The 22,844-nt window shown below is 41.0% G+C and carries 27 protein-coding genes; all 27 read left to right on the top strand.

Translation table 11 applies throughout. From position 1 onward, the window contains the following. Positions 1-55: 55 nt before the first annotated feature. The 27 genes from B7705_RS09205 to B7705_RS09070 all read left to right on the top strand — a co-directional run bounded on the left by B7705_RS09205 (position 56) and on the right by B7705_RS09070 (position 22,841). Positions 56-835: an alpha/beta hydrolase gene (locus B7705_RS09205; RefSeq protein ID WP_084949127.1), complete on the top strand. Its 780-nt coding sequence runs from the start codon at positions 56-58 to the stop codon at positions 833-835. Positions 836-939: 104 nt separating this feature from the next. After that, positions 940-1,641: a M57 family metalloprotease gene (locus B7705_RS09200; RefSeq protein WP_084949125.1), complete on the top strand. Its 702-nt coding sequence runs from the start codon at positions 940-942 to the stop codon at positions 1,639-1,641. Positions 1,642-1,742: 101 nt separating this feature from the next. Further along, positions 1,743-3,590, top strand: coding sequence for an excinuclease ABC subunit UvrC (gene uvrC / locus B7705_RS09195; protein ID WP_084949123.1), 1,848 nt, complete (start codon positions 1,743-1,745; stop codon positions 3,588-3,590). Continuing rightward, positions 3,580-4,419, top strand: coding sequence for a metallophosphoesterase family protein (locus B7705_RS09190; protein WP_084949122.1), 840 nt, complete (start codon positions 3,580-3,582; stop codon positions 4,417-4,419). The genes uvrC and B7705_RS09190 overlap by 11 nt, the downstream gene beginning before the upstream one ends. A gap of 157 nt (positions 4,420-4,576) precedes the next feature. Next, positions 4,577-5,101: a hypothetical protein gene (locus tag B7705_RS09185; RefSeq protein WP_084949120.1), complete on the top strand. Its 525-nt coding sequence runs from the start codon at positions 4,577-4,579 to the stop codon at positions 5,099-5,101. A gap of 298 nt (positions 5,102-5,399) precedes the next feature. After that, a complete protein-coding gene (locus tag B7705_RS09180; protein ID WP_084949119.1) occupies positions 5,400-5,810 on the top strand; it encodes a hypothetical protein in 411 nt (136 codons plus the stop codon). 1 nt (position 5,811) lies between these two features. After that, positions 5,812-6,192 carry a hypothetical protein gene (locus tag B7705_RS09175; protein ID WP_084949117.1) on the top strand — a complete coding sequence of 127 codons (381 nt, stop codon included), beginning with the start codon at positions 5,812-5,814 and terminating at the stop codon, positions 6,190-6,192. A gap of 73 nt (positions 6,193-6,265) precedes the next feature. After that, positions 6,266-6,658: a hypothetical protein gene (locus tag B7705_RS09170; RefSeq protein WP_084949115.1), complete on the top strand. Its 393-nt coding sequence runs from the start codon at positions 6,266-6,268 to the stop codon at positions 6,656-6,658. Beyond that, the gene (locus B7705_RS09165; RefSeq protein WP_084949114.1) at positions 6,658-7,893 is read left to right on the top strand and encodes an alpha/beta hydrolase family protein; all 1,236 of its coding nucleotides are present in this window, start codon (positions 6,658-6,660) and stop codon (positions 7,891-7,893) included. The genes B7705_RS09170 and B7705_RS09165 overlap by 1 nt, the downstream gene beginning before the upstream one ends. Then, entirely contained in the window at positions 7,875-8,267 is a 393-nt protein-coding gene (locus tag B7705_RS09160; RefSeq protein WP_084949112.1) for a hypothetical protein, read from the top strand. The genes B7705_RS09165 and B7705_RS09160 overlap by 19 nt, the downstream gene beginning before the upstream one ends. Then, on the top strand, positions 8,248-8,541 hold the full coding sequence (locus B7705_RS09155) for a hypothetical protein (protein ID WP_000880830.1): 294 nt from the start codon (positions 8,248-8,250) through the stop codon (positions 8,539-8,541). The genes B7705_RS09160 and B7705_RS09155 overlap by 20 nt, the downstream gene beginning before the upstream one ends. A gap of 143 nt (positions 8,542-8,684) precedes the next feature. Next, positions 8,685-9,290 carry a nitroreductase family protein gene (locus tag B7705_RS09150; protein WP_084949110.1) on the top strand — a complete coding sequence of 202 codons (606 nt, stop codon included), beginning with the start codon at positions 8,685-8,687 and terminating at the stop codon, positions 9,288-9,290. A gap of 12 nt (positions 9,291-9,302) precedes the next feature. Continuing rightward, positions 9,303-10,703, top strand: coding sequence for a dipeptidase PepV (gene pepV / locus B7705_RS09145; protein WP_084949109.1), 1,401 nt, complete (start codon positions 9,303-9,305; stop codon positions 10,701-10,703). Positions 10,704-10,756: 53 nt separating this feature from the next. Next, positions 10,757-11,335, top strand: coding sequence for a uracil-DNA glycosylase family protein (locus B7705_RS09140; protein WP_084949107.1), 579 nt, complete (start codon positions 10,757-10,759; stop codon positions 11,333-11,335). Positions 11,336-11,540: 205 nt separating this feature from the next. Then, a complete protein-coding gene (locus tag B7705_RS09130) occupies positions 11,541-11,828 on the top strand; it encodes a rhodanese-like domain-containing protein (RefSeq protein ID WP_084949105.1) in 288 nt (95 codons plus the stop codon). Positions 11,829-12,013: 185 nt separating this feature from the next. Further along, positions 12,014-13,339: a branched-chain amino acid transport system II carrier protein gene (gene brnQ / locus B7705_RS09125; RefSeq protein ID WP_162284892.1), complete on the top strand. Its 1,326-nt coding sequence runs from the start codon at positions 12,014-12,016 to the stop codon at positions 13,337-13,339. A gap of 100 nt (positions 13,340-13,439) precedes the next feature. Next, positions 13,440-14,477, top strand: coding sequence for a M42 family metallopeptidase (locus B7705_RS09120; RefSeq protein WP_084949103.1), 1,038 nt, complete (start codon positions 13,440-13,442; stop codon positions 14,475-14,477). 1 nt (position 14,478) lies between these two features. Then, on the top strand, positions 14,479-14,940 hold the full coding sequence (locus B7705_RS09115; protein WP_084949102.1) for an HIT family protein: 462 nt from the start codon (positions 14,479-14,481) through the stop codon (positions 14,938-14,940). Positions 14,941-14,954: 14 nt separating this feature from the next. Next, positions 14,955-15,671 (top strand): LD-carboxypeptidase LdcB/DacB, encoded by a 717-nt coding sequence (ldcB, locus tag B7705_RS09110; protein ID WP_084949100.1) that lies wholly within the window; start codon positions 14,955-14,957, stop codon positions 15,669-15,671. Between the two features lie 122 nt (positions 15,672-15,793). Further along, the gene (rplK, locus tag B7705_RS09105) at positions 15,794-16,219 is read left to right on the top strand and encodes a 50S ribosomal protein L11 (protein WP_001085808.1); all 426 of its coding nucleotides are present in this window, start codon (positions 15,794-15,796) and stop codon (positions 16,217-16,219) included. Positions 16,220-16,426: 207 nt separating this feature from the next. Next, positions 16,427-17,116 (top strand): 50S ribosomal protein L1, encoded by a 690-nt coding sequence (gene rplA, locus B7705_RS09100; protein WP_001085675.1) that lies wholly within the window; start codon positions 16,427-16,429, stop codon positions 17,114-17,116. 73 nt (positions 17,117-17,189) lie between these two features. Next, positions 17,190-17,627: a GNAT family N-acetyltransferase gene (locus B7705_RS09095; protein WP_000943033.1), complete on the top strand. Its 438-nt coding sequence runs from the start codon at positions 17,190-17,192 to the stop codon at positions 17,625-17,627. A 118-nt stretch (positions 17,628-17,745) separates the two neighbouring features. Further along, on the top strand, positions 17,746-18,258 hold the full coding sequence (locus B7705_RS09090; RefSeq protein WP_001049316.1) for an adenine phosphoribosyltransferase: 513 nt from the start codon (positions 17,746-17,748) through the stop codon (positions 18,256-18,258). A 181-nt stretch (positions 18,259-18,439) separates the two neighbouring features. Next, positions 18,440-19,384 (top strand): homoserine O-acetyltransferase MetA, encoded by a 945-nt coding sequence (metA, locus tag B7705_RS09085; RefSeq protein ID WP_084949099.1) that lies wholly within the window; start codon positions 18,440-18,442, stop codon positions 19,382-19,384. Positions 19,385-19,392: 8 nt separating this feature from the next. Next, a complete protein-coding gene (locus B7705_RS09080; RefSeq protein WP_084949098.1) occupies positions 19,393-20,070 on the top strand; it encodes a DnaD domain-containing protein in 678 nt (225 codons plus the stop codon). Positions 20,071-20,166: 96 nt separating this feature from the next. Beyond that, positions 20,167-20,925, top strand: coding sequence for a triose-phosphate isomerase (gene tpiA / locus B7705_RS09075; protein WP_084949096.1), 759 nt, complete (start codon positions 20,167-20,169; stop codon positions 20,923-20,925). 179 nt (positions 20,926-21,104) lie between these two features. Beyond that, positions 21,105-22,841 carry an ABC transporter ATP-binding protein gene (locus B7705_RS09070; RefSeq protein ID WP_084949094.1) on the top strand — a complete coding sequence of 579 codons (1,737 nt, stop codon included), beginning with the start codon at positions 21,105-21,107 and terminating at the stop codon, positions 22,839-22,841. Positions 22,842-22,844 lie beyond the last annotated feature (3 nt).

The following is a 22,844-nucleotide window of genomic DNA, read 5'->3' as shown; positions in this document are numbered from 1 at the left end:
ACAGAAAAAGTCGAAATTCGGCTTTTTCTTATAGAATAGTATAAAGGAGAAAACCATGGCAGTTATGAATATTGAGTATTACTCAGAAGTTTTGGATATGGAGTGGGGAGTTACCGTACTCTATCCAGATGCTAGTAGGGTGACTGAACCAGATTGCACAGATATTCCTGTCCTTTATCTTTTGCACGGAATGTCAGGAAACCAAAATAGCTGGCTCAAACGTACCAATGTCGAACGCTTGTTGCGTGGAACTAATCTCATTGTTATCATGCCCAATACAAATAATGGCTGGTACACAGATACTCAGTATGGCTATAACTACTATACTGCTCTAGCAGAAGAGTTACCTCAGGTCATGAAACGTTTCTTCCCCAATATGACCAGCAAGCGAGAAAAGACCTTTATAGCAGGCCTCTCCATGGGAGGTTATGGTTCCTTCAAACTCGCTCTATCGACGAATCGTTTTTCTCATGCGGCTAGTTTTTCTGGTGCGCTCAGTTTTCAGGAATTTTCTCCTGAAAGTCAGGATCTGGGGTCACTTGCCTACTGGCGAGGAGTTTTTGGAGAGATTAAAGACTGGACATCTAGTCCTCATTCGCTTGAAAGCATGGCTGCAAAATCCGATAAAAAGACCAAACTATGGGCTTGGTGTGGTGAGCAAGACTATCTATACTCTGCCAATAATCTCGCAGTGAAAAACCTCAAAAAGCTTGGTTTTGAAGTGACCTATAGTCATAGTCCAGGTAAGCACGAGTGGTACTACTGGGAAAAACAATTGGAACGTTTTTTAGCTACACTACCAATTGACTTTGTTTTGGAAGAACGTTTATCTTAGTTTTAGGTTTCTTTCAGCTTTTCTCAGTAAAATAGAGAATCTATCTTGATCAAGGAAAATGCGATTTCAAGATAGGTTCTTATTTTTATGAAAGGTGGAATGTCATGTTCTGGATTATTCGATTATTCTTCCGATTTCTGTTGGGAATTTGGCGTTTCTTCTGGCGTCTGGTTTGGACTGTGGTCATTCTACTGCTCATTGCCTTTGGAGTGCTTTGGTATCTGACAGGTGATTTTCATTCTGCGGTCAATCAGGTTGAAAAAATGAGCAAGATTGGTCAAGGTGGCTGGAATCAATGGAAAGAGACGGGAACGCTGGAAGTCTTGTCTCAGACAGACAGTCACCAACATGCAGAAGGCAAGTGGGCTCATGCCTCAGCTCGCATCTATATTGAGCCTCAAATGGATGAGACCTTCCAAGGCGCCTATGCAGAAGCCATAAAAAACTGGAATCAAACGGGAGCCTTTACCTTTGAGGTGGTAGCGGATTCTAGTCAGGCAGATATTGTGGCAAGTGAGATGAATGATGGATCGACAGCTGTAGCTGGGCAAGCCGAGAGTCAAACCAATTTGTTAACCAAACAATTTATATCTGTAACGGTTCGCCTGAATCACTATTATCTATCTAATCCAAACTATGGATATTCTTATGAACGGATTGTGCACACGGCGGAGCACGAGCTGGGGCATGCCATCGGATTGGATCATACCAACGAGACTTCTGTCATGCAGCCGGCAGGTTCCTACTATGGAATTCAGCCTCGGGATGTGACAGCTGTTCAAGAACTCTATACCAGCAGCGACTAGATGAAGTTGGTACAATCTAAAATAAAATCAAAGCTTCTCCAACAAGTGATTGGTGGGGCTTTTTGTTCGTCCTGTTACGGCCTTTTTGCTATAATGGAACTATGAACAACTTGATCAAATCAAAACTAGAGCTCTTACCAACCAGCCCTGGTTGCTACATTCACAAGGATAAAAATGGTACTATTATCTATGTAGGAAAGGCTAAAAATCTGCGCAATCGCGTGCGGTCCTATTTCCGTGGAAGTCATGATACCAAGACGGAGGCTCTGGTGTCTGAGATTGTGGATTTTGAATTTATCGTCACTGAGTCTAATATTGAGGCACTTCTCCTAGAAATCAACCTGATCAAGGAGAATAAGCCTAAATACAATATCATGCTCAAGGATGATAAGTCCTATCCCTTCATCAAAATCACCAATGAGCGTTATCCTCGCTTGATTATCACCCGTCAGGTCAAGAAGGACGGTGGTCTTTATTTTGGCCCTTATCCAGATGTGGGGGCAGCCAATGAAATTAAGCGGTTGCTGGATCGGATTTTCCCTTTTCGGAAATGTACCAATCCGCCGTCTAAAGTCTGTTTTTATTACCATATCGGCCAATGTATGGCTCACACCATCTGTAAGAAAGATGAGGCTTATTTCAAGTCCATGGCTCAGGAGGTTTCTGATTTCCTAAAAGGACAGGATGACAAAATTATCGATGACCTCAAGGGCAAGATGGCAAAGGCAGCTCAAAGTATGGAGTTTGAACGTGCGGCGGAATACCGTGATCTGATTCAGGCCATTGGAACGCTTCGGACCAAGCAACGGGTTATGGCAAAGGATCTCCAAAATCGAGATGTCTTTGGCTACTATGTGGACAAGGGTTGGATGTGTGTCCAGGTTTTCTTTGTTCGTCAGGGAAAACTCATTGAGCGGGACGTCAACCTCTTCCCTTACTACAATGATCCGGATGAGGATTTTTTGACCTATATGGGACAATTCTATCAAGAAAAATCCCACCTGGTTCCCAATGAGGTGCTGATTCCGCAGGATATCGATGAAGAAGCTGTCAAAGCCTTGGTGGATACCAAGATTCTTAAACCTCAGCGTGGAGAGAAAAAACAACTGGTCAATTTGGCTATAAAGAATGCCCGTGTTAGTCTGGAGCAGAAGTTCAATCTGCTAGAAAAATCTGTCGAAAAGACCCAAGGGGCTATTGAAAATCTGGGACGCTTGCTCCAAATCCCGACCCCAGTACGTATCGAGTCCTTCGATAACTCTAATATCATGGGAACCAGTCCTGTTTCAGCTATGGTAGTCTTTGTCAATGGCAAACCGAGTAAGAAGGATTACCGTAAGTACAAGATAAAAACGGTTGTTGGTCCAGACGATTATGCCAGTATGCGTGAAGTCATTCGCAGACGTTATGGTCGAGTACAACGAGAAGGTTTAACCCCGCCAGATTTGATTGTCATTGATGGGGGACAAGGTCAAGTCAATATCGCAAAGCAAGTCATCCAAGAAGAGCTGGGTTTGGATATCCCAATTGCAGGCCTGCAAAAGAATGACAAGCACCAAACCCATGAGCTACTCTTTGGAGATCCGCTGGAAGTGGTGGAGTTATCCCGAAATTCTCAGGAATTTTTCCTCCTCCAACGCATCCAAGATGAGGTGCATCGCTTTGCTATCACTTTTCACCGCCAACTGCGCTCGAAAAATTCCTTTTCATCACAACTGGATGGAATTGAAGGATTGGGACCTAAACGCAAGCAGAATCTCATGAAGCATTTCAAGTCTCTCACTAAAATCAAGGAAGCCAGTGTGGATGAAATTGTCGAAGTTGGTGTGCCAAGAGCAGTCGCAGAAGATGTGAAAAGAAAGTTGAACCCTCAGGAAGAAGTGGAATTGGCTCAAGTGGCGGAAGAAAGAGTGGACTACCAAACAAAAGGAGATTATGATGAACCATAAAATCGCAATTTTATCAGATATTCATGGCAATGCTACGGCACTAGAAGCAGTGATTGCAGATGCTAAAAATCAAGGAGTCAGTGAATATTGGCTTCTGGGAGATATTTTTCTTCCTGGACCAGGTGCAAATGACTTGGTCGCCCTGCTAAAAGACCTTCCTATCACAGCAAGTGTTCGAGGAAATTGGGATGATTGTGTCCTTGAGGCCTTGGATGGCGAATACGGTTTGGAAGATCCGCAAGAAATCCAGCTCATGCGAATGACACAATTTTTGATGGAGCGAATGGATCCTGAAACGATTGTCTGGCTACGAAGCTTGCCTTTGCTGAAAAAGAAAGAAGTTGACGGGCTGCGCTTTTCTATCTCTCATAATTTACCTGACAAAAATTATGGTGGTGACTTGTTGGTTGAGAATGATACAGATAAATTTGACCAACTCCTAGATGAGGAAACGGACGTGGCAGTCTATGGTCATGTCCACAAGCAGTTGCTTCGTTACGGCAGTCAAGGGCAACAAATCATCAATCCAGGTACGATTGGTATGCCCTATTTTAATTGGGAAAAGTTAAAAAATCACCGTGCCCAGTATGCTGTGATAGAGGTTGAAGATGGGGAATTGGTCAATATCCAATTTCGTAAAGTCGCTTATGATTATGAAGCGGAGTTAGAATTGGCCAAGTCCAAAGGCCTTCCCTTTATCGAAATGTATGAAGAGCTACGACGAGAAGACAACTATCGGGGGGACAATCTGGAACTTTTAGCTAGTTTAATCGAAAAGCATGGATATGTAGAGGATGTGAAAGATTATTTTGATTTTCTGCAAAGTTAGAAATAAAATGGACGCCCTTAATTTGAAGAGAGGTTTGTAGTCGAATCGCTTAGAAAAGAGTCAGACAATAAGGAAGAAAAGATGGTTTAGCTAAAGTTTGACATTGAAATTATTTTGTTATACAATGAACTTAATTCTTAATAAAAAGGAGAACATTATGAAGAAAATTATTACAGCCAGTATGGCTCTTTTATCTGTTGTTGTTTTAGCAGCATGTTCAGGGAAAACAACGTCTGATTCTTCGGCTAAAAATTCAAGCTCTGTAGGACAAACTTCTTCTTCAGAGACCTCATCAACAACGTCTAGTTCAAAGACAGAAAATAATGAGGTTGTTTTGATTACCGATGAAGAAATTGACAATGCTAAAACTGTTGGAGATGTGAAGAAAGTCTTTGGTAAACTAGTCGACAATTATAAAAAGCATGCAGTTGAAATTGGGGAGAAAATTCCAGAGAGTGGAAAAGAAGCATATAACGCCCAAGTTGAACCAGCGCTTAAGTCTATGGAGACTGTAAGAGAGTCATTTAACGAAAGCCTTTCAAGTATTGGTTCTGATGATACAGTAGTGCCAGAACAAACTCGTACTCTATTTGTTCAACAGTTGAAAACTGGACGTGATACAATGAAGAAAGCACTGGAGTCAGCGTATAAAGCAGTTGCTCCATACACATCTGGTCAATAATATGAGAAAGTAGGTGAATTATCACCTGCTTTTTGATTGCTTCAAATCTAAAGCGATACCTACTTAAAGAGCTACAAATAAATAGCAGAGAGTTTAAAAGAAGTACTAACTCTATGAAAAATCCCTGCAAGCTCTTTCAGAATATGGTAGAATGGAAGCGGTAGAATTAGAAAAGGAAATCGCTATTGAACCATGCTAATCTTGAATTCAATGCACAAGATCATAGTGGCTATTGGTCCTATATTATAAAGTAATTGAGACCAAGTTGCTTTATAGAATGATATAAGGAGGTGTGTTAATGAATAAGCGTAAAAAATGGGGTATTATTGCTTTAGTAATCTGTATTATAGGAGGAGTTGTAATGTTTAGTTTGAATCAACAAAAAGAAAAAACGCTGGAAGAGAAAATGAGAATCGAACAGGATAGGATGGCGTTATACTTAGTTAGTCATTATGAAAAGGTTGAGAAGATTGAGTTTACAAGTTTTCAACAGAATAAATTAACAGGAACTTGGACTTCTAATGCCATTGTCAATGACGAAATATTTGTCACTTTTTCTGTTCAAAACTTGATGGCAGAGGATGAAATAGGTTTTGGAAAGCATATTAGTCAAAGTAATGGAAATAAATTAATAGAAAGAGAGAATCCGGAAGTAATAAATAGTGATTCACTTATGTCAAATATAACAGTTATTTATTGGGTGAGATAATATGATTACGGATAAAAGTTTTAATTACTTAGTTGACCAAGTATATGAAGTCGATAAAAACAAGAATTTAACTCCATGGAAAGCAGGAGATGAGTTAAGAAAGGATCCACAATCTTTTCGAGTTCTTAGTACAAAAGACAACACCTCCAACGGTATGCAGGCGATGGCGGTTGCTCCTGTGGATAAAAATGGGAATGTGGATTATAGTCATGTAGTGATTGCTTATGCAGGGACGAATAAAGATGACATAAAGGATCTTGGTACGAATGTACAGTCTTTATGGCTTGGGAGGGATAAACTACAGTCTCGTTCAGGACTAAATTCTGCGAAAGTAGTAGATTCTCAGTTTGTGACAGCTTTGAATTATGCCAATGTTCAGTAAAATAGCTGTTTATGTTATACTATAAGGTAACTGGGGCTAGTTGCTTTATAGAATAATATAAGGAGGTGTGTTCATGAATAAGCGTAAAAAATGGGGTATTATTGCTTTAGTAATCTGTGTAATAGGAGGAATTGTAATGTTTAGTTTAAATCATCAAAAAGAAAAAACGTTGGAAGAGAAAATGAGAATTGAACAGGAGAGGATGGTATTGTATTTAGTTAATCATTACGAGGGAATCAATGAAATAGAATTTAATGATGTAGAAAATAATGCTACAACAGGTTCAAGAACTGCGTTATTAACTCTAAATAAAGAACTTGAAATGGAAATTACTTTCTTTAAATTTAATGATAAAACTGACAATTATGTAATTAGTTGGAATAAAAGATTAAATTTACAAGAAAAAAATGAAATCACTAATCAACAAACAATAGATAATATTAAAGTGAAATATTGGAGTAAGTGATGAAAATAACAGATAAAAATTATAATGATATTGTCGATGGAGTTTATAATGTTGATGCAGGAAAAGTAAAACGACCTTGGAGAGACGATAAGATTTTTAAATCAAATGGACAAACTTTTCGAGTTCTTAGTGCAAAAGACAACATCTCCAACGGTATGCAGGCGATGGCGGTTGCTCCTGTGGATAAAAATGGGAATGTGGATTATAGCCATGTAGTGATTGCTTATGCAGGAACGAATAAAGATGACATAAAGGATCTTGAAACGGATGCACAGTCTTTAGGGCTTGGGAGGGATAAACTACAGTCTCGTTCAGGACTAAATTCTGCGAAAGAAGTAGATTCTCAGTTTGTGACAGCTTTGAATTATGCCAAGGAGGTGGAGGAAGAGGTCAGGCAAAAAGATCCCTCTGCTAAAATCACAACTGCGGGGCATTCGCTTGGAGAGTCTCTGGCTATGTATGTCGCTTTAAAGCGAGGTTATGCCAATGTTGGGTACAACGGGCCAGATATTCATAACTTGATTTCGAAAGAAGAAATCAAGTACATGCAAGAACATCCAGAACAATTTCGCAATTATCGTCATAAGTATGATGTTATTGGGAATATTACGGGAAATACGACTCAAACAGCCATCTATCCCTATATCTATCCTGCAAAAGATAACTGGGGTGACAAGTTAGAATATCATAACTTGTCCCAGTGGCGATTTGATGAGAACGGCCAGCTAGTTGATTTGGACGGAAAACGAGTCACGAATCTCAAAGTAACAGCGCTAGCAGAAACAACAGCAGGTATGTACCGCTACCAAAAAATAAAAAGCTACCTCTCGGCAGATGGCTTGTCAAGTAGGGAAGAGATATATTTGGATAGCTTGCAGGGAATGGCTCTAGGGGAAGGAATGGCTAATGCGGCTCGAGCTGGTGCAGACGACATCAAGCACCTTCAAGAGGAGGTGGTGTCAAAAGCACAAGAACTATGGAATCAGCTTGACTTTAGTAGTTTCCGATACCTGAGCTATGACGAAGTCCTATCGACTTTTGCGTCTGAAGGTGTGACTCAGGATACGATTGTCGGTTCAGTTGAGCAAGATTTTGAGCAAATGAATCAAAAGGCTGAAAAACTAGCCACAGAGTTTGATACCCTTAACCAACAGATTATCCAAGTCATTGAGAATAAACTAGCTACAGATAAGGAATTGGCAGGAGAATTTAGAAAATGGAACAGTCGGATTTAGTCTTCCAAAAGTTAAAAGCAAAAGAAAGAGAGTATTATGGTTTGGAAGATGAGTATCTAAAGCGGAAAGCAACGTTTACGAATCAACGCAACGAACTCTATGAACGTCGAGACCGCCTTGCCCGAATCGTAGAAGACGAAGCTGGCAAAATGGATGCCTTTCTTCAAAAAGGACAACACAGTTACCAAGATGGAGAACAGTTTTATAGGAGTTTACAACAATTGATGGAGGATTCTCAGTTTGCATGTAGGCGTAGAGAAGATGAATTGCAGTATCGAGAGGATTTGTTAAACAGAGATTATCGTAAAAAGCAAGATGAGTTAGAACAGACAATCGGAGATTTAAGGAGGTCATATGCTCGCGCCGTTAAATGAATATTATACAGATGAAGAATATGAATTTGCTTTACGTCAGATGTATCGCATGATGGAGAGGAATAGAATCTATACAATGGCGACAGTAATCTTAAAGGAAAAAAATTCTTTGCAAACCAACTATAAAGAAAAAGTGAGAGAAAGTGCGGAGGAGACAAAAGTCGCTATTGGGAAAATAAAATCACAGATGGATACGGCCATAAAAGGTCAGGTAAAGAAAAAGTTGGAAGAAGTGACAACGGAGAAGCTATCTCAGTATGATTCCATTTGCTAATTTTATAGTGAGTGATATAGAATAATTACTACAAACTGCACAGAGCCGTTTTTTTTGCTCTTGCTTTTCCTATGAAAAATCTCTGCAAGCTCTTTCAAAATATGGTAGAATGGATGCAGTAGAATTAGAAAAGGAAATCGATTATGAAATTTCTTGAATTAAATAAAAAACGTCATGCGACTAAGCATTTTACTGATAAACCAGTAGATCCCAAAGATGTGCGTACGGCTATCGAAATCGCAACCTTGGCCCCAAGTGCCCACAACAGCCAGCCATGGAAGTTTGTGGTTGTTCGTGAAAAAAATGCTGAACTGGCAAAGTTGGCATATGGTTCGAACTTTGAGCAGGTGTCATCAGCACCTGTAACCATTGCCTTGTTTACAGACACAGATTTGGCTAAACGTGCTCGTAAGATTGCCCGAGTTGGCGGCGCTAATAACTTTTCTGAAGAGCAACTTCAATATTTTATGAAGAATCTGCCTGCTGAATTTGCACGTTACAGTGAACAGCAAGTTAGTGACTACTTGGCCCTTAATGCGGGACTAGTAGCCATGAACTTAGTTCTTGCTTTGACTGACCAGGGAATCGATTCTAACATTATTCTTGGATTTGACAAATCAAAAGCCAACGAAGTTTTGGACATTGAAGACCGATTCCGCCCAGAACTCTTGATTACAGTGGGTTACACAGATGAAAAATTGGAACCAAGCTACCGCTTGCCAGTGGATGAAATCATCGAGAAAAGATAGAAGGAAGAAAAAATGACAACAATTGATTTTACAGCAGAAGTAGAAAAACGCAAAGAAAACCTTTTGGCTGACTTGTTTAGCCTTTTGGAAATCAACTCAGAACGTGATGATAGCAGGGCAGATGCGCAGCATCCATTTGGACCTGGTCCAGTAAAAGCCTTGGAAAAATTCCTTGAAATCGCAGACCGTGACGGCTATCCAACTAAGAATGTCGATAACTACGCAGGGCATTTTGAGTTTGGTGAAGGAGAAGAAGTTCTCGGAATCTTTGCTCACATGGACGTGGTGCCAGCTGGTAGCGGTTGGGACACAGATCCTTACACACCAACTATCAAAGACGGTCGTCTTTATGCGCGTGGGGCTTCAGACGACAAGGGGCCTACAACAGCTTGTTACTATGGCTTGAAAATCATCAAAGAATTGGGCCTTCCAACTTCTAAAAAAGTTCGTTTCATCGTCGGAACGGACGAAGAATCAGGCTGGGCAGATATGGACTACTACTTTGAACATGTAGGACTTGCAAAACCAGACTTTGGTTTCTCTCCAGACGCTGAATTCCCTATCATTAATGGTGAAAAAGGAAATATCACAGAATACCTCCACTTTGCAGGTGAAAATGCAGGTGCTGCCCGCCTTCACAGCTTCACAGGTGGTTTACGTGAAAACATGGTACCTGAATCAGCGACAGCAGTCGTTTCAGGTGATTTGGCTGACTTGCAAGCTAAACTAGATGCCTTTGTTGCAGAACACAAACTCAGAGGAGAAATTCAAGAAGATGCTGGCAAATACAAGGTGACCATCATTGGGAAATCAGCTCATGGTGCTATGCCTGTCTCAGGTGTCAATGGTGCGACCTACCTAGCACTCTTCCTCAGCCAGTTTGACTTTGCTGGACCAGCCAAAGACTACCTTGAAATCGCTGGTAAGATTCTCTTGAATGACCATGAGGGTGAAAATCTCAAGGTTGCTCATGTGGATGAAAAGATGGGTGACCTTTCTATGAATGCGGGTGTCTTCCGCTTTGACGAAACAAGTGCTGACAATACCATTGCCCTCAACTTCCGTTATCCAAAAGGAACAAGCCCAGAGCAAATCAAGTCAATCCTAGAAAACTTGCCAGTTGCTTCTGTTAGCCTTTCTGAACATGGTCATACACCTCACTATGTACCGATGGAAGATCCACTTGTGCAAACCTTGTTGAATGTTTATGAAAAACAAACTGGGCTTCAAGGTCACGAACAAGTCATCGGTGGTGGTACCTTTGGCCGCTTGCTTGAACGCGGGGTTGCCTACGGTGCTATGTTCCCAGACTCAATCGATACCATGCACCAAGCCAATGAATTTATCGCCTTGGACGATCTCTTCCGAGCAGCAGCAATCTATGCTGAAGCTATTTATGAATTGATCAAATAAAGCTATAGAAGTCTGAGATTTTATGCTTGGACTTCTTTTTGGAGGGAAAACAGATGTCTCAAATTGAAAGAATCAAGCAAGCCATTATGGCGGATCCACAGAATACCAGCTATACAGAACGCGGAATCGAACCTCTCTTTGCAGCGCCAAAAACAGCACGTATCAATATCGTCGGTCAAGCTCCGGGGTTTAAAACGCAAGAAGCTGGGATTTATTGGAAGGATAAGAGTGGTGATCGTCTGCGTGAGTGGCTAGGTGTAGATGAAGATACCTTTTACAATTCGGGCTTGTTTGCAGTTATTCCCATGGACTTTTATTTCCCAGGACATGGAAAATCAGGCGACCTTCCACCCCGTAAAGGCTTTGCCGAAAAATGGCACCCACAACTCCTCAAAGGATGTCCCAATATTGAATTGACCCTTTTGATTGGCCAATATGCCCAAGCCTACTATTTACATGAGAAAGTTAGTGGCAAGGTAACAGAACGGGTAAAACACTACAAAGACTATCTACCAGAATTTTTCCCTCTGGTTCATCCTTCTCCCCGTAATCAAATCTGGATGGCTAAAAATCCTTGGTTTGAGGTAGAAGTGGTGCCAGATTTGAAAAAAAGAATTAAAACGATTTTATAGTCAATGAAAATCAAAGAGCAAACTAGGAAGCTAGCCGCAGGCTGCTCAAAGTACAGCTTTGAGGTTGCAGATAAAACTGACGAAGTCAGCTCAAAACACTGTTTTGAGGTTGTGGATAGAACTGACGAAGTCAGTAACCATAACTACGGTAAGGCGACGCTGACGTGGTTTGAAGAGATTTTCGAAGAGTATTAGGAGAAAAAGAATGAAAGAAATAGTCTTCGATGAATTTTACCAGCTCTATCAGAAAGAATCCCTTTCAGTCTTAGACGTGAGAGAAGTAGAAGAGTTCGAGACGCTTCATTTAGAAAGTGCCCACAACTTACCGCTTAGTCAATTGGCTGATACTTATGATCAGTTGGACAAGGACCTCTTGCATTATGTCATTTGTAAATCTGGGATGAGGTCAGCGCGTGCTTGTCAATTTCTAGCTGAAAAGGGTTATGACGTTATCAATGTCCAAGGTGGAATGACGGCCTTTGAAAATCTTTAAACCTATATGGTGATAGATCCTAATCTTCCCTTGCTCGGTTCCAACTGAGTGAGGGTTTTTTGTTTTTAGACAATTCTTATTTTTAAAAATATTGAAAACATTCAATGATTAATTTTGGATACTTTTTTCAGAGTCTTAATCATGGTATACTAGGTCAGTATTTTAGAAATATGAAGGAGATTTTTATGGCTAAAAAAGGTGCTCTAACAGGCTTGCTCCTGTTTGGAATATTTTTTGGTGCGGGAAACTTGATTTTTCCACCTTCTCTAGGTGCTTTATCTGGAGAACAGTTTCTTCCTGCCATCGCAGGTTTTGTCTTTTCAGGTGTCGGTATTGCTGTCTTGACACTTATTATTGGAACTCTAAACCCGAAAGGATACATTCACGAGATTTCTAAGAAAATCTCACCTTGGTTTGCGACGCTTTATCTTGCAGTCCTCTATCTATCGATTGGTCCCTTCTTTGCTATTCCGCGTACAGCTACAACAGCTTATGAAGTTGGGATTAGCCCCCTCTTGTCTGAAGCAAATAAAGGTCTAGGATTGATTATCTTTACTGTGCTGTATTTTGCAGCAGCCTATCTGATTTCACTCAACCCTTCAAAGATTTTGGATCGAATCGGACGTGTTTTAACGCCAGTCTTTGCGATTTTGATTGTTATCTTAGTTGTTCTAGGAGCTTTCAAATACGGTGGAACTAGTCCTCAAGTAGCTTCAGCAGCCTATCAATCTTCTGCTTTTGGGACAGGTTTCCTAGAAGGCTATAACACCTTGGATGCCCTAGCCTCAGTGGCCTTCAGTGTAATCGCTGTTCAAACCTTGAAACAACTTGGATTCTCAAGTAAGAAAGAGTACATTTCAACCATTTGGGTTGTTGGTATCGTTGTAGCTCTTGCCTTTAGCGCTCTTTACATTGGTTTAGGATTCCTTGGAAATCATTTCCCAGTACCAGCAGAAGTGATGAAGGGTGGAACACCAGGTGTTTATATCTTGTCACAAGCAACTCAGGAAATCTTTGGTTCAACAGCTCAACTCTTCCTTGCTGTTATGGTAACTGTAACCTGCTTCACAACGACAGTTGGCTTGATTGTGTCGACAGCCGAGTTCTTTAACGGTCGTTTCCCACAAATCAGCTACAAGGTCTATGCCACTGCCTTTACCTTGATTGGATTTGCTATTGCAAATCTTGGTCTTGATGCAATCATTAAGTATTCAGTGCCAGTACTGGTAATCTTGTACCCAATCACCATCGCCATTGTGATGATCGTGATTGTTAATAAGTTTGTTGCCCTATCAAAACCGGGTATGCAGTTGACAATAGGAGTAGTTACAGCAATCGCTCTTGCAAGTGTTCTTGGAAGTTCCTTTAAGATTGAGTTTCTAGCAAATCTCGTCAATGCTCTTCCGTTTGCAGCTGCCTCTCTACCGTGGTTGGTGCCAGCTATTATTGGAATTTTGCTTTCCTTGGTTTTACCAAACAAGCAAGAAAGCGATGTTTTTGAAATGGAATAAAAAATAGAAATCACTTTTGTAAGTCAACTCTACAGGAGTGATTTTTCTTTTTTCCTCTCTACTGAAATGTGCTATAATAGGTAGCAAAAGAGGTGAAGAAATGAATCAGACTATAAACTATATCAAAGAACTAACCGCTATTGCATCTCCAACAGGCTTTACTCGTGAGATCTCAGACTATCTAGTCCATACTTTAGAGAAACTTGGTTACCAGCCTGTTCGTACAGCTAAGGGTGGTGTCAATGTGACCATTAAAGGTCAAAATGATGAACAACAACGCTATGTGACAGCCCATGTGGATACGCTGGGTGCTATTGTTCGTGCAGTCAAACCAGATGGCCGTCTCAAATTGGATCGTATTGGTGGTTTTCCTTGGAACATGATTGAAGGAGAAAACTGTACCGTTCATGTGGCTAGCACAGGTCAAACGGTATCTGGGACCATCCTCATCCACCAGACTTCTTGTCATGTCTACAAGGATGCAGGAACTGCAGAACGTACGCAGGACAATATGGAAGTGCGTTTGGATGCAAAAGTAACCAATGAAAAAGAAACCCGCGCCATGGGCATTGAGATCGGTGATTTTATCAGCTTTGACCCGCGAACTGTCGTGACAGAGACTGGTTTTATCAAGTCTCGTCACTTGGACGACAAGGTCAGCGCGGCAATTCTGCTCAATCTTCTTCGTGTTTATAAGGAGGAGGGAATTGAGTTGCCAGTAACAACTCATTTTGCCTTTTCAGTCTTTGAAGAGGTTGGTCACGGTGCCAACTCCAATATTCCAGCTCAGGTAGTGGAATATCTAGCTGTGGATATGGGAGCTATGGGCGATGACCAGCAGACGGATGAGTATACAGTTTCTATCTGTGTCAAGGACGCTTCAGGTCCCTATCACTATGACTTCCGTCAACACTTGGTAACTTTGGCGAAGGAGCAAGATATTCCTTTTAAGCTCGACATTTATCCATTTTACGGTTCGGATGCTTCAGCGGCTATGTCAGCAGGAGCAGAGGTCAAACACGCCCTCCTTGGAGCTGGTATTGAGTCCAGTCACTCTTACGAACGAACACACATTGATTCAGTCGTGGCGACCGAGCGTATGGTAGACGCCTATCTCAAGAGTGCATTGGTAGACTAATATGTGTTTGATTTGTCAAAGAATTGAATGGATCAAGGCAGGGAAAAATCCCTACTTTGTGAAAGAACTAGAAACAGGCTATGTTGTCATTGGAGACCACCAATACTTTAAGGGCTATACCTTGTTTCTGGCAAAAGAGCATGTCACAGAACTCCACCATATGGAGACTTCTGTAAAACTTCGTTTTCTAGAGGAAATGAGTTTGGTCCAAGAAGCTGTCGCCAAAACGTTTAAAGCTGAAAAGATGAACATCGAACTTCTAGGAAATGGAGATGCCCACGCTCACTGGCACCTCTTTCCAAGACGGTCAGGTGATATGAAGGGTCATGGGCTTAATGGTCGTGGTCCAGTCTGGTGGGTGCCCTGGGAAGAAATGGCAGCAGAAGCTTACCAAGTGCAATCCCCTGAGTTGGAACAAATGATTAAAGCCTTATCCGATGAATTAGAGAAGCACTTGGTATAAGAGAGGAAGAAAAAATGAAAAAAAGATACATCGTTTTATCTGGTTTACTAGCATTAACCCTAGCAGCATGTTCTCAAGAAAAACCTAAAAATGAAGAAAACACTCAAAAAACGGAACAAACTAGTCAACCTGAAGGAACTGTAGGGAGCAAATCTCAAACCTCTAGTCAGAAGAAGGCAGAAGTTGTCAATAAGGGAGACTACTATAGTATTCAAGGGAAGTACGATGAAATCGTCATAGCTAATAAGCACTATCCTTTGTCAAAAGACTATAATCCAGGAGAAAATCCAACAGCTAAAGCAGAGTTGCTGAAACTCATTGCAGCAATGCAAGCAGCTGGCTACCCAATCAGCGATCACTACAGTGGTTTTAGAAGTTATGAAACTCAAACCAAACTTTATCAAGACTATGTGAATCAAGACGGTAAGGAAGCAGCTGATCGCTACTCAGCTCGCCCAGGTTACAGTGAACACCAAACGGGTCTTGCTTTTGATTTGATCGGGACTAATGGAGAATTGGTGACAGAGGAGAAGGCAGCTCAGTGGCTCTTAGATCATGCGGCTGACTATGGTTTTGTTGTGCGCTATCTCAAAGGAAAGGAAAAAGAGACTGGCTACATGGCAGAAGAATGGCATCTCCGCTATGTTGGAAAAGAAGCCAAAGAAATTGCTGCAACTGGCCTTAGTTTGGAAGAATACTATGGCTTTGAAGGCGGAGATTACGTCGATTAAAAAAGAAATTTTTCTCTTGCATTTTTAGATAAATAGTGTATAATAGATGGGTATGTGTAAAGCATACTTGTGGGAGGTAAAAATCTTTAATTACCGCCAAAACCACAAAGGAGGATTTAAAAATGGCTAAAAAAGTCGAAAAACTTGTAAAATTGCAAATCCCTGCTGGTAAAGCTACACCAGCTCCACCAGTTGGACCTGCTCTTGGTCAAGCTGGTATCAACATCATGGGATTCACAAAAGAGTTCAACGCTCGTACAGCTGACCAAGCTGGTATGATCATTCCAGTTGTTATCTCAGTATACGAAGACAAATCATTTACTTTCGTTACAAAAACACCACCAGCTGCTGTTCTTTTGAAAAAAGCTGCAGGTGTTGAAAAAGGATCAGGTACACCTAACAAAACTAAAGTTGCTACAGTTACTCGTGCACAAGTACAAGAAATTGCAGAAACTAAGATGCCAGATTTGAACGCAGCAAACATTGAGTCTGCAATGCGTATGATCGAAGGTACTGCTCGTTCTATGGGATTCACTGTTGTTGACTAATCAATAACACAGTAGAAAATCTCACAGCAGTCTATTAGTTGCTTTTCATACTAGGCAAGTGACTGATGCTTGTACTTGGGTACAGCAAAGGAACTTAACGAAGTAGGAAAAGAAAATTAATAGACTGAATACCCGCAAGACTTCATCATTTCGAGGAGTGACGTGGGAGATGAAAATCGATTGAACCACTTACAAGGAGAATAGAAAATGGCTAAAAAAAGCAAACAACTTCGTGCTGCACTTGAGAAAATCGACAGCACAAAAGCGTACAGCGTAGAAGAAGCTGTAGCACTTGCAAAAGAAACTAACTTTGCAAAATTTGACGCAACTGTAGAAGTTGCTTACAACTTGAACATCGACGTTAAAAAAGCTGACCAACAAATCCGTGGCGCAATGGTATTGCCAAACGGTACTGGTAAAACTTCACGCGTTCTTGTTTTCGCACGTGGTGCAAAAGCTGAAGAAGCAAAAGCTGCTGGTGCAGACTTCGTTGGTGAAGATGACCTTGTTGCGAAAATCAACGACGGTTGGTTGGACTTTGACGTAGTTATCGCTACACCTGACATGATGGCTCTTGTTGGACGTCTTGGACGTGTCCTTGGACCACGTAACTTGATGCCAAACCCTAAAACTGGTACTGTAACAATGGATGTTGCTAAAGCAGTTGAAGAGTCTAAAGGTGGTAAAATCACTTACCGTGCTGACCGTGCAGGTAACGTTCAAGCAATCATCGGTAAAGTATCATTTGAAGCTGAAAAATTGGTTGAAAACTTTAAAGCTTTCAACGAAACAATCCAAAAAGCAAAACCAGCTACAGCTAAAGGAACTTACGTAACAAACTTGACAATCACAACTACTCAAGGTGTTGGTATCAAGGTTGACGTAAACTCACTTTAATCAACTAAAATCTCTGGCTTCGGTCAGAGTTTTTTTATTCAAATTTATCAATTAAGGAATGGAGGAAATAAATTTGTTAAGAGAAGCTGTACAGGAGGATTTATTTGAGTTATTAAATCTCTACCTGTCCTTACATGAGAAAGAGATTCCAGAAGATAGTCTTCATTTGCAGCAAGTATGGAGTGAGATGATTTCTGACCAGCGCCATCATGTTATCGTGAAAGAGGTGGAAGGAAGAATAGTCTCCTCCTGTATTTGTGTCATTATTCCCAATTTGACAAGAGGTGTGAGACCCTATGCTTTGATAGAAAATGTGGTGACCCGAGAAGAAGATAGAGGGAAAGGGTATGCAAGCGCTTGTCTTGAATACGCTAAACAGATAGCTAAAGAGGAAAATTGTTATAAGATGATGCTTCTGACAGGTTCTAAAAATGCAAGTACTCAGAATTTTTATAAAGGAGCTGGTTATAATAGTGAAGATAAAACAGCCTATATTCAATGGTTGGATTAAAGCTTGAATCTCAAATAGTCAGAACGAAATCATGGAGTAGCAAATAAAAATCTTCTATTTCTCCTTTCACAGAAAATATGGTATAATAGAGAGTAAAAACTTTAAAAGAAAGAAAAAGATGAATTTAAAAGATTATATCGCAACGATTGAAAATTATCCTAAGGAAGGCATTACCTTCCGTGATATCAGCCCTTTGATGGCAGATGGAAATGCTTATAGCTACGCTGTTCGTGAAATTGTTCAGTATGCAACAGACAAAAAAATTGACATGATCGTGGGCCCAGAGGCTCGTGGATTTATTGTTGGCTGCCCAGTTGCTTTTGAATTGGGAATTGGCTTTGCACCTGTTCGTAAACCAGGGAAATTGCCACGTGAAGTCATTTCTGCTGACTATGAGAAAGAGTACGGTATTGATACCTTGACCATGCATGCTGATGCGATTAAGCCAGGTCAACGTGTTCTCATCGTAGATGATCTTTTGGCAACAGGTGGAACTGTCAAAGCAACCATTGAGATGATTGAAAGACTTGGTGGAGTTGTAGCCGGTTGTGCCTTCTTGATTGAGTTGGATGAGCTTAAAGGCCGTGAAAAAATCGGAGATTACGATTACAAGGTACTTATGCATTATTAATGAAAAACAGTCCTTGGGGCTGTTTTCTCTTCATCTGCTATATAAACAAACTATAGCTAGTTAGAGAAAAACTATAATTGAAAACTATATCTTCTTGCAGTATAATAAAAGGACTAAGTGTTTGAGATTTGACTTCAAACACATTCAATTATTTCTAAAAGAGTACAGTTAGGAGAAGGTTATGCCGATTAGAATTGATAAAAAATTGCCAGCTGTTGAGATTTTACGGACAGAGAATATCTTTGTCATGGATGATCAACGTGCGGCCCACCAAGATATCCGTCCCTTGAAAATTTTGATTTTAAACCTAATGCCCAAAAAAGTGGTCACAGAGACCCAGTTGTTACGGCATTTAGCAAATACTCCTTTGCAATTGGACATAGACTTTCTCTATATGGAGAGCCACCGTTCCAAGACGACTCGTGCAGAGCATATGGAGACTTTTTATAAAACTTTTCCTGAAGTCAAGGACGAGTATTTTGATGGGATGATTATCACAGGGGCTCCGATTGAGCATTTACCATTTGAGGAAGTGGACTATTGGGAGGAATTCAGTCAGGTGCTTGAGTGGTCCAAGACCCATGTCTATTCGACCCTTCATATCTGCTGGGGTGCCCAAGCAGGTCTTTATGCTCGCTATGGAGTTGATAAACACCAGATGGAGCAGAAATTGTCAGGCATTTACCCGCAGGATACCTTGAAAGAGGGCCATCTTCTCTTTAGAGGTTTTGATGATAGCTATGTGGCTCCCCATTCTCGTCATACAGAAATCTATAAGGAAGAGATTTTAGGAAAAACCAATCTGGAAATCCTCTCTGAGGGGGAACAAGTTGGCGTTTCTATTTTAGCCAGTCGGGATCTTCGTGAAATTTATAGTTTTGGTCATTTAGAATATGACCGTGATACTCTAGCAAAAGAGTATTTTCGTGATTGTGAGGCAGGGCTTAATCCTCACATTCCAGAAAATTACTTTAAAAATAATGATGTGAATGAGACACCGTGTCTCTGTTGGTCTTCTTCAGCTGCTCTATTTTTCAGTAACTGGGTTAACTATGCAGTTTATCAAGAAACCCCTTTTGACTGGAGAAAGGTAGAGGATGATGCGGCTGCATTTGGATATTTATAAGAGGAATTATGACATATTTTGACGCTTTTAAATCAGGGAACTTGGTTTTGCCAAGTGCCCTGCTCTTGCATTTTAAGGAACTCTTTCCTTCCAGCGAAGATTTTCTCGTCTGGCAATTTTTCTATCTACAAAATACATCTGCTTTGGATGAGCTATCGCCAAGCCAAATTGCAGAAACTATTGGAAAAGAACTTGCAGATGTCAACCAATCCATTTCAAACTTGACTGAAAATGGGCTACTACAATATCGAACGATTGAACTAAATGGGGAAATTGAGCTGATTTTTGATGCTAGTTTGGCTTTTGAACGCTTGGATAGCTTGTTGGACAGTCAGACTCCAGTTGCAACTGCCCCAAACCCGCAGAATCAGTTGAAAGATCTGGTTGAAACTTTTCAGCAGGAATTGGGACGCCTATTAACACCATTTGAAATCGAAGATCTTTCCAAGACTGTCAAAGAAGACGAGATCAAGGCGGATTTGATTAAGGAGGCTCTCCGAGAAGCCGTTCTAAATGGTAAGCCAAATTGGAAATATATTCAGGCAATCTTACGAAACTGGCGCCATGAAGGCATTCAGTCGGTGGCTCAGGTAGAGGCTAAACGAGCTGAGAGAGAAGCAAACAATCCCAAACAAGTTCAAGCTTCGGCTGATTTCCTTGATGCTATGAATTTGTGGCAAGATTAGTCACTTGAAAAATCTTGAAAATTAGAGTAAGGTTTGCAAGCTCCTTATAAATATGATAGAATAATAGTGAATAAAATGAAAAAAGAGGTATGTGAAATGTCACGTAAACCATTTATCGCTGGTAACTGGAAAATGAACAAAAATCCAGAAGAAGCAAAAGCATTCGTTGAAGCCGTTGCATCAAAACTTCCTTCATCAGACCTTGTTGAAGCAGGTATCGCAGCTCCAGCTCTTGATTTGACAACTGTTCTTGCTGCTGCTAAAGGTTCAAACCTTAAAGTTGCTGCTCAAAACTGCTACTTTGAAAATGCAGGTGCTTTCACTGGTGAAACTAGCCCACAAGTTTTGAAAGAAATCGGTACTGACTACGTTGTTATCGGTCACTCAGAACGCCGTGACTACTTCCATGAAACTGACGAAGATATCAACAAAAAAGCAAAAGCAATCTTTGCAAACGGTATGCTTCCAATCATCTGTTGTGGTGAGTCACTTGAAATTTACGAAGCTGGTAAAGCTGCTGAATTCGTAGGTGCTCAAGTATCTGCTGCATTGGCTGGATTGACAGCTGAACAAGTTGCTGCATCAGTTATCGCTTATGAGCCAATCTGGGCTATCGGTACTGGTAAATCAGCTTCACAAGACGATGCACAAAAAATGTGTAAAGTTGTTCGTGATGTTGTAGCTGCCGACTTTGGTCAAGAAGTTGCGGACAAAGTTCGTGTTCAATATGGTGGTTCAGTTAAACCTGAAAACGTTGCTTCATACATGGCTTGCCCAGACGTTGACGGTGCCCTTGTTGGTGGTGCGTCACTTGAAGCTGAAAGCTTCTTGGCATTGCTTGACTTTGTAAAATAATCTAGTTTTTTCCAGACAGACAGTCAAAAGTACCAGGTGACTTTGACTGCCTGTCTTATTTTTACTTGGAGCATTCTTGTGAAAGAGGAATTTTTCTAGACTAGGAAAGTTCCTTAGGGAAAGAAAGGCGTGCAGATGCGCGCTCTTTTCTATATCAAAAAGTTATGAAAGGGGGAGTTATGCTCTATATTTGGTCTTATTTGAAAAAATATCCCAAGTGGTTATTCTTGGATTTCCTTGGAGCGGTTTTCTTTGTTATCGTCAATCTGGGACTACCGACTGTTCTAGCTCGGATGATCGATGAAGGTGTGAATAAAGGGAATGAACAGCAATTGTATTTTTGGGCGGCAATCATGCTGGTGATTATCCTATGTGGAACCTTGGGACGTATAGTCTTAGCCTATGCTGCTAGTAAGTTAACGACCAATATGGTCAAGGATATGAGAGATGATCTCTATGCCAAATTACAAGAGTATTCTCATCATGAATATGAAAAGATTGGGGTGTCATCACTGGTTACTCGTATTACCAGTGATTCCTTTGTTCTCATGCAATTTGCAGAACAGACCTTAAAACTGGGTGTCATCACTCCCATGATGATGTTGTCTAGTATCTTAATGATCTTTTTGACCAGCCCGTCATTAGCCTGGATAGTGGCTTTTGCAGTACCTTTCTTGGCTGTGGTGGTCATTTATGTGGCTGTCAAGACGCGTCCTTTATCAGAGAAGCAGCAGGCTACTTTAGATAAGATAAACCAATATGCTAGGGAAAACCTGATGGGACTCCGTGTCATTCGTGCCTTTGCCCGTGAGGAATTTCAAGAGGAACGCTTTGCAGGACAAAATGCAGTCTATGCAGCTAATTCTAATCGTCTATTTAAACTAACCGGTTTGACGGAACCTTTGTTTGTTCAGATTATCATTGCCATGATTGTGGCTATTGTCTGGTTTGCTCTGGACCCTATCAAACAAGGAAGCTTGCAAATTGGGGACCTAGTAGCCTTTATCGAATATAGTTTTCACGCCCTATTGTCCTTCCTTTTCCTATCCAATCTCTTCACTATGTACCCTCGTACAGCCGTTTCGAGTGAACGCTTGAAAGAAGTCATGGATATGCCAATTTCTATTGATCCCAATGAAGGAGGCGTTAGAGAGACAGCAACCCACGGCTATTTGGAATTTGAAAATGTTACTTTTGCCTATCCTGGTGAGACGGAAAATCCTGTTTTGCACAATATTTCTTTCAGTGCCAAACCAGGTGAAACCATTGCTTTTATCGGTTCGACCGGATCTGGTAAATCCTCTCTTGTGCAATTGATTCCTCGTTTTTACGATGTCACACTTGGAAAAATTAAAGTAGATGGTGTTGATGTGAGGGATTATCGCCTCAAGTCTCTCCGTCAAAAGATTGGTTTTATCCCGCAGAAGGCCTTGCTTTTTACAGGAACTATCGCTGAAAATATCCGCTATGGGAAGGAAGATGCTAGTCACAAAGACCTACATCAGGCAGCGGACGTGGCGCAAGCCAAAGATTTTATCGAAAGCCGAGAAGAAGGCTTTGCGACTCATCTAGCTGAAGGAGGAAGCAATCTTTCTGGAGGGCAGAAACAACGTCTCTCAATTGCCCGAGCGGTTATAAAGAATCCTGATATCTATATTTTTGACGATTCCTTCTCAGCCTTGGATTATCGCACGGATGCTATTTTACGCCGTGGTCTCAAGGAAGTAACACAGAATGCTACAGTTTTGATTGTCGCTCAACGTGTCGGAACCATCATGGATGCGGACCAGATTATTGTTCTTGATAAGGGAGAAATCGTGGGTCGCGGTCGCCATGAGGAATTGATGGAAACCAATGATATCTATCGTGAAATTGCTGAGTCGCAGTTGAAAAATGCATCTCTAACAGAAGAATAGGAG

Source organism: Streptococcus oralis subsp. dentisani (assembly GCF_002096685.1).
GTDB classification, from domain to species: Bacteria; Bacillota; Bacilli; order Lactobacillales; family Streptococcaceae; genus Streptococcus; species Streptococcus oralis_AD.
Note: the sequence above shows the minus strand (reverse complement) of the source record. Positions and strands in the feature narration are given on the sequence as shown.

What these genes read in the sequence shown, in the direction of transcription:
- B7705_RS09205 (WP_084949127.1), top strand. Translation starts at nt 56, where the DNA reads ATGGCAGTTATGAATATTGAGTATTACTCAGAAGTTTTGGATATGGAG.
- B7705_RS09200 (WP_084949125.1), top strand. Translation starts at nt 940, where the DNA reads ATGTTCTGGATTATTCGATTATTCTTCCGATTTCTGTTGGGAATTTGG.
- uvrC (WP_084949123.1), top strand. Translation starts at nt 1,743, where the DNA reads ATGAACAACTTGATCAAATCAAAACTAGAGCTCTTACCAACCAGCCCT.
- B7705_RS09190 (WP_084949122.1), top strand. Translation starts at nt 3,580, where the DNA reads ATGAACCATAAAATCGCAATTTTATCAGATATTCATGGCAATGCTACG.
- B7705_RS09185 (WP_084949120.1), top strand. Translation starts at nt 4,577, where the DNA reads ATGAAGAAAATTATTACAGCCAGTATGGCTCTTTTATCTGTTGTTGTT.
- B7705_RS09180 (WP_084949119.1), top strand. Translation starts at nt 5,400, where the DNA reads ATGAATAAGCGTAAAAAATGGGGTATTATTGCTTTAGTAATCTGTATT.
- B7705_RS09175 (WP_084949117.1), top strand. Translation starts at nt 5,812, where the DNA reads ATGATTACGGATAAAAGTTTTAATTACTTAGTTGACCAAGTATATGAA.
- B7705_RS09170 (WP_084949115.1), top strand. Translation starts at nt 6,266, where the DNA reads ATGAATAAGCGTAAAAAATGGGGTATTATTGCTTTAGTAATCTGTGTA.
- B7705_RS09165 (WP_084949114.1), top strand. Translation starts at nt 6,658, where the DNA reads ATGAAAATAACAGATAAAAATTATAATGATATTGTCGATGGAGTTTAT.
- B7705_RS09160 (WP_084949112.1), top strand. Translation starts at nt 7,875, where the DNA reads ATGGAACAGTCGGATTTAGTCTTCCAAAAGTTAAAAGCAAAAGAAAGA.
- B7705_RS09155 (WP_000880830.1), top strand. Translation starts at nt 8,248, where the DNA reads ATGCTCGCGCCGTTAAATGAATATTATACAGATGAAGAATATGAATTT.
- B7705_RS09150 (WP_084949110.1), top strand. Translation starts at nt 8,685, where the DNA reads ATGAAATTTCTTGAATTAAATAAAAAACGTCATGCGACTAAGCATTTT.
- pepV (WP_084949109.1), top strand. Translation starts at nt 9,303, where the DNA reads ATGACAACAATTGATTTTACAGCAGAAGTAGAAAAACGCAAAGAAAAC.
- B7705_RS09140 (WP_084949107.1), top strand. Translation starts at nt 10,757, where the DNA reads ATGTCTCAAATTGAAAGAATCAAGCAAGCCATTATGGCGGATCCACAG.
- B7705_RS09130 (WP_084949105.1), top strand. Translation starts at nt 11,541, where the DNA reads ATGAAAGAAATAGTCTTCGATGAATTTTACCAGCTCTATCAGAAAGAA.
- brnQ (WP_162284892.1), top strand. Translation starts at nt 12,014, where the DNA reads ATGGCTAAAAAAGGTGCTCTAACAGGCTTGCTCCTGTTTGGAATATTT.
- B7705_RS09120 (WP_084949103.1), top strand. Translation starts at nt 13,440, where the DNA reads ATGAATCAGACTATAAACTATATCAAAGAACTAACCGCTATTGCATCT.
- B7705_RS09115 (WP_084949102.1), top strand. Translation starts at nt 14,479, where the DNA reads ATGTGTTTGATTTGTCAAAGAATTGAATGGATCAAGGCAGGGAAAAAT.
- ldcB (WP_084949100.1), top strand. Translation starts at nt 14,955, where the DNA reads ATGAAAAAAAGATACATCGTTTTATCTGGTTTACTAGCATTAACCCTA.
- rplK (WP_001085808.1), top strand. Translation starts at nt 15,794, where the DNA reads ATGGCTAAAAAAGTCGAAAAACTTGTAAAATTGCAAATCCCTGCTGGT.
- rplA (WP_001085675.1), top strand. Translation starts at nt 16,427, where the DNA reads ATGGCTAAAAAAAGCAAACAACTTCGTGCTGCACTTGAGAAAATCGAC.
- B7705_RS09090 (WP_001049316.1), top strand. Translation starts at nt 17,746, where the DNA reads ATGAATTTAAAAGATTATATCGCAACGATTGAAAATTATCCTAAGGAA.
- metA (WP_084949099.1), top strand. Translation starts at nt 18,440, where the DNA reads ATGCCGATTAGAATTGATAAAAAATTGCCAGCTGTTGAGATTTTACGG.
- B7705_RS09080 (WP_084949098.1), top strand. Translation starts at nt 19,393, where the DNA reads ATGACATATTTTGACGCTTTTAAATCAGGGAACTTGGTTTTGCCAAGT.
- tpiA (WP_084949096.1), top strand. Translation starts at nt 20,167, where the DNA reads ATGTCACGTAAACCATTTATCGCTGGTAACTGGAAAATGAACAAAAAT.
- B7705_RS09070 (WP_084949094.1), top strand. Translation starts at nt 21,105, where the DNA reads ATGCTCTATATTTGGTCTTATTTGAAAAAATATCCCAAGTGGTTATTC.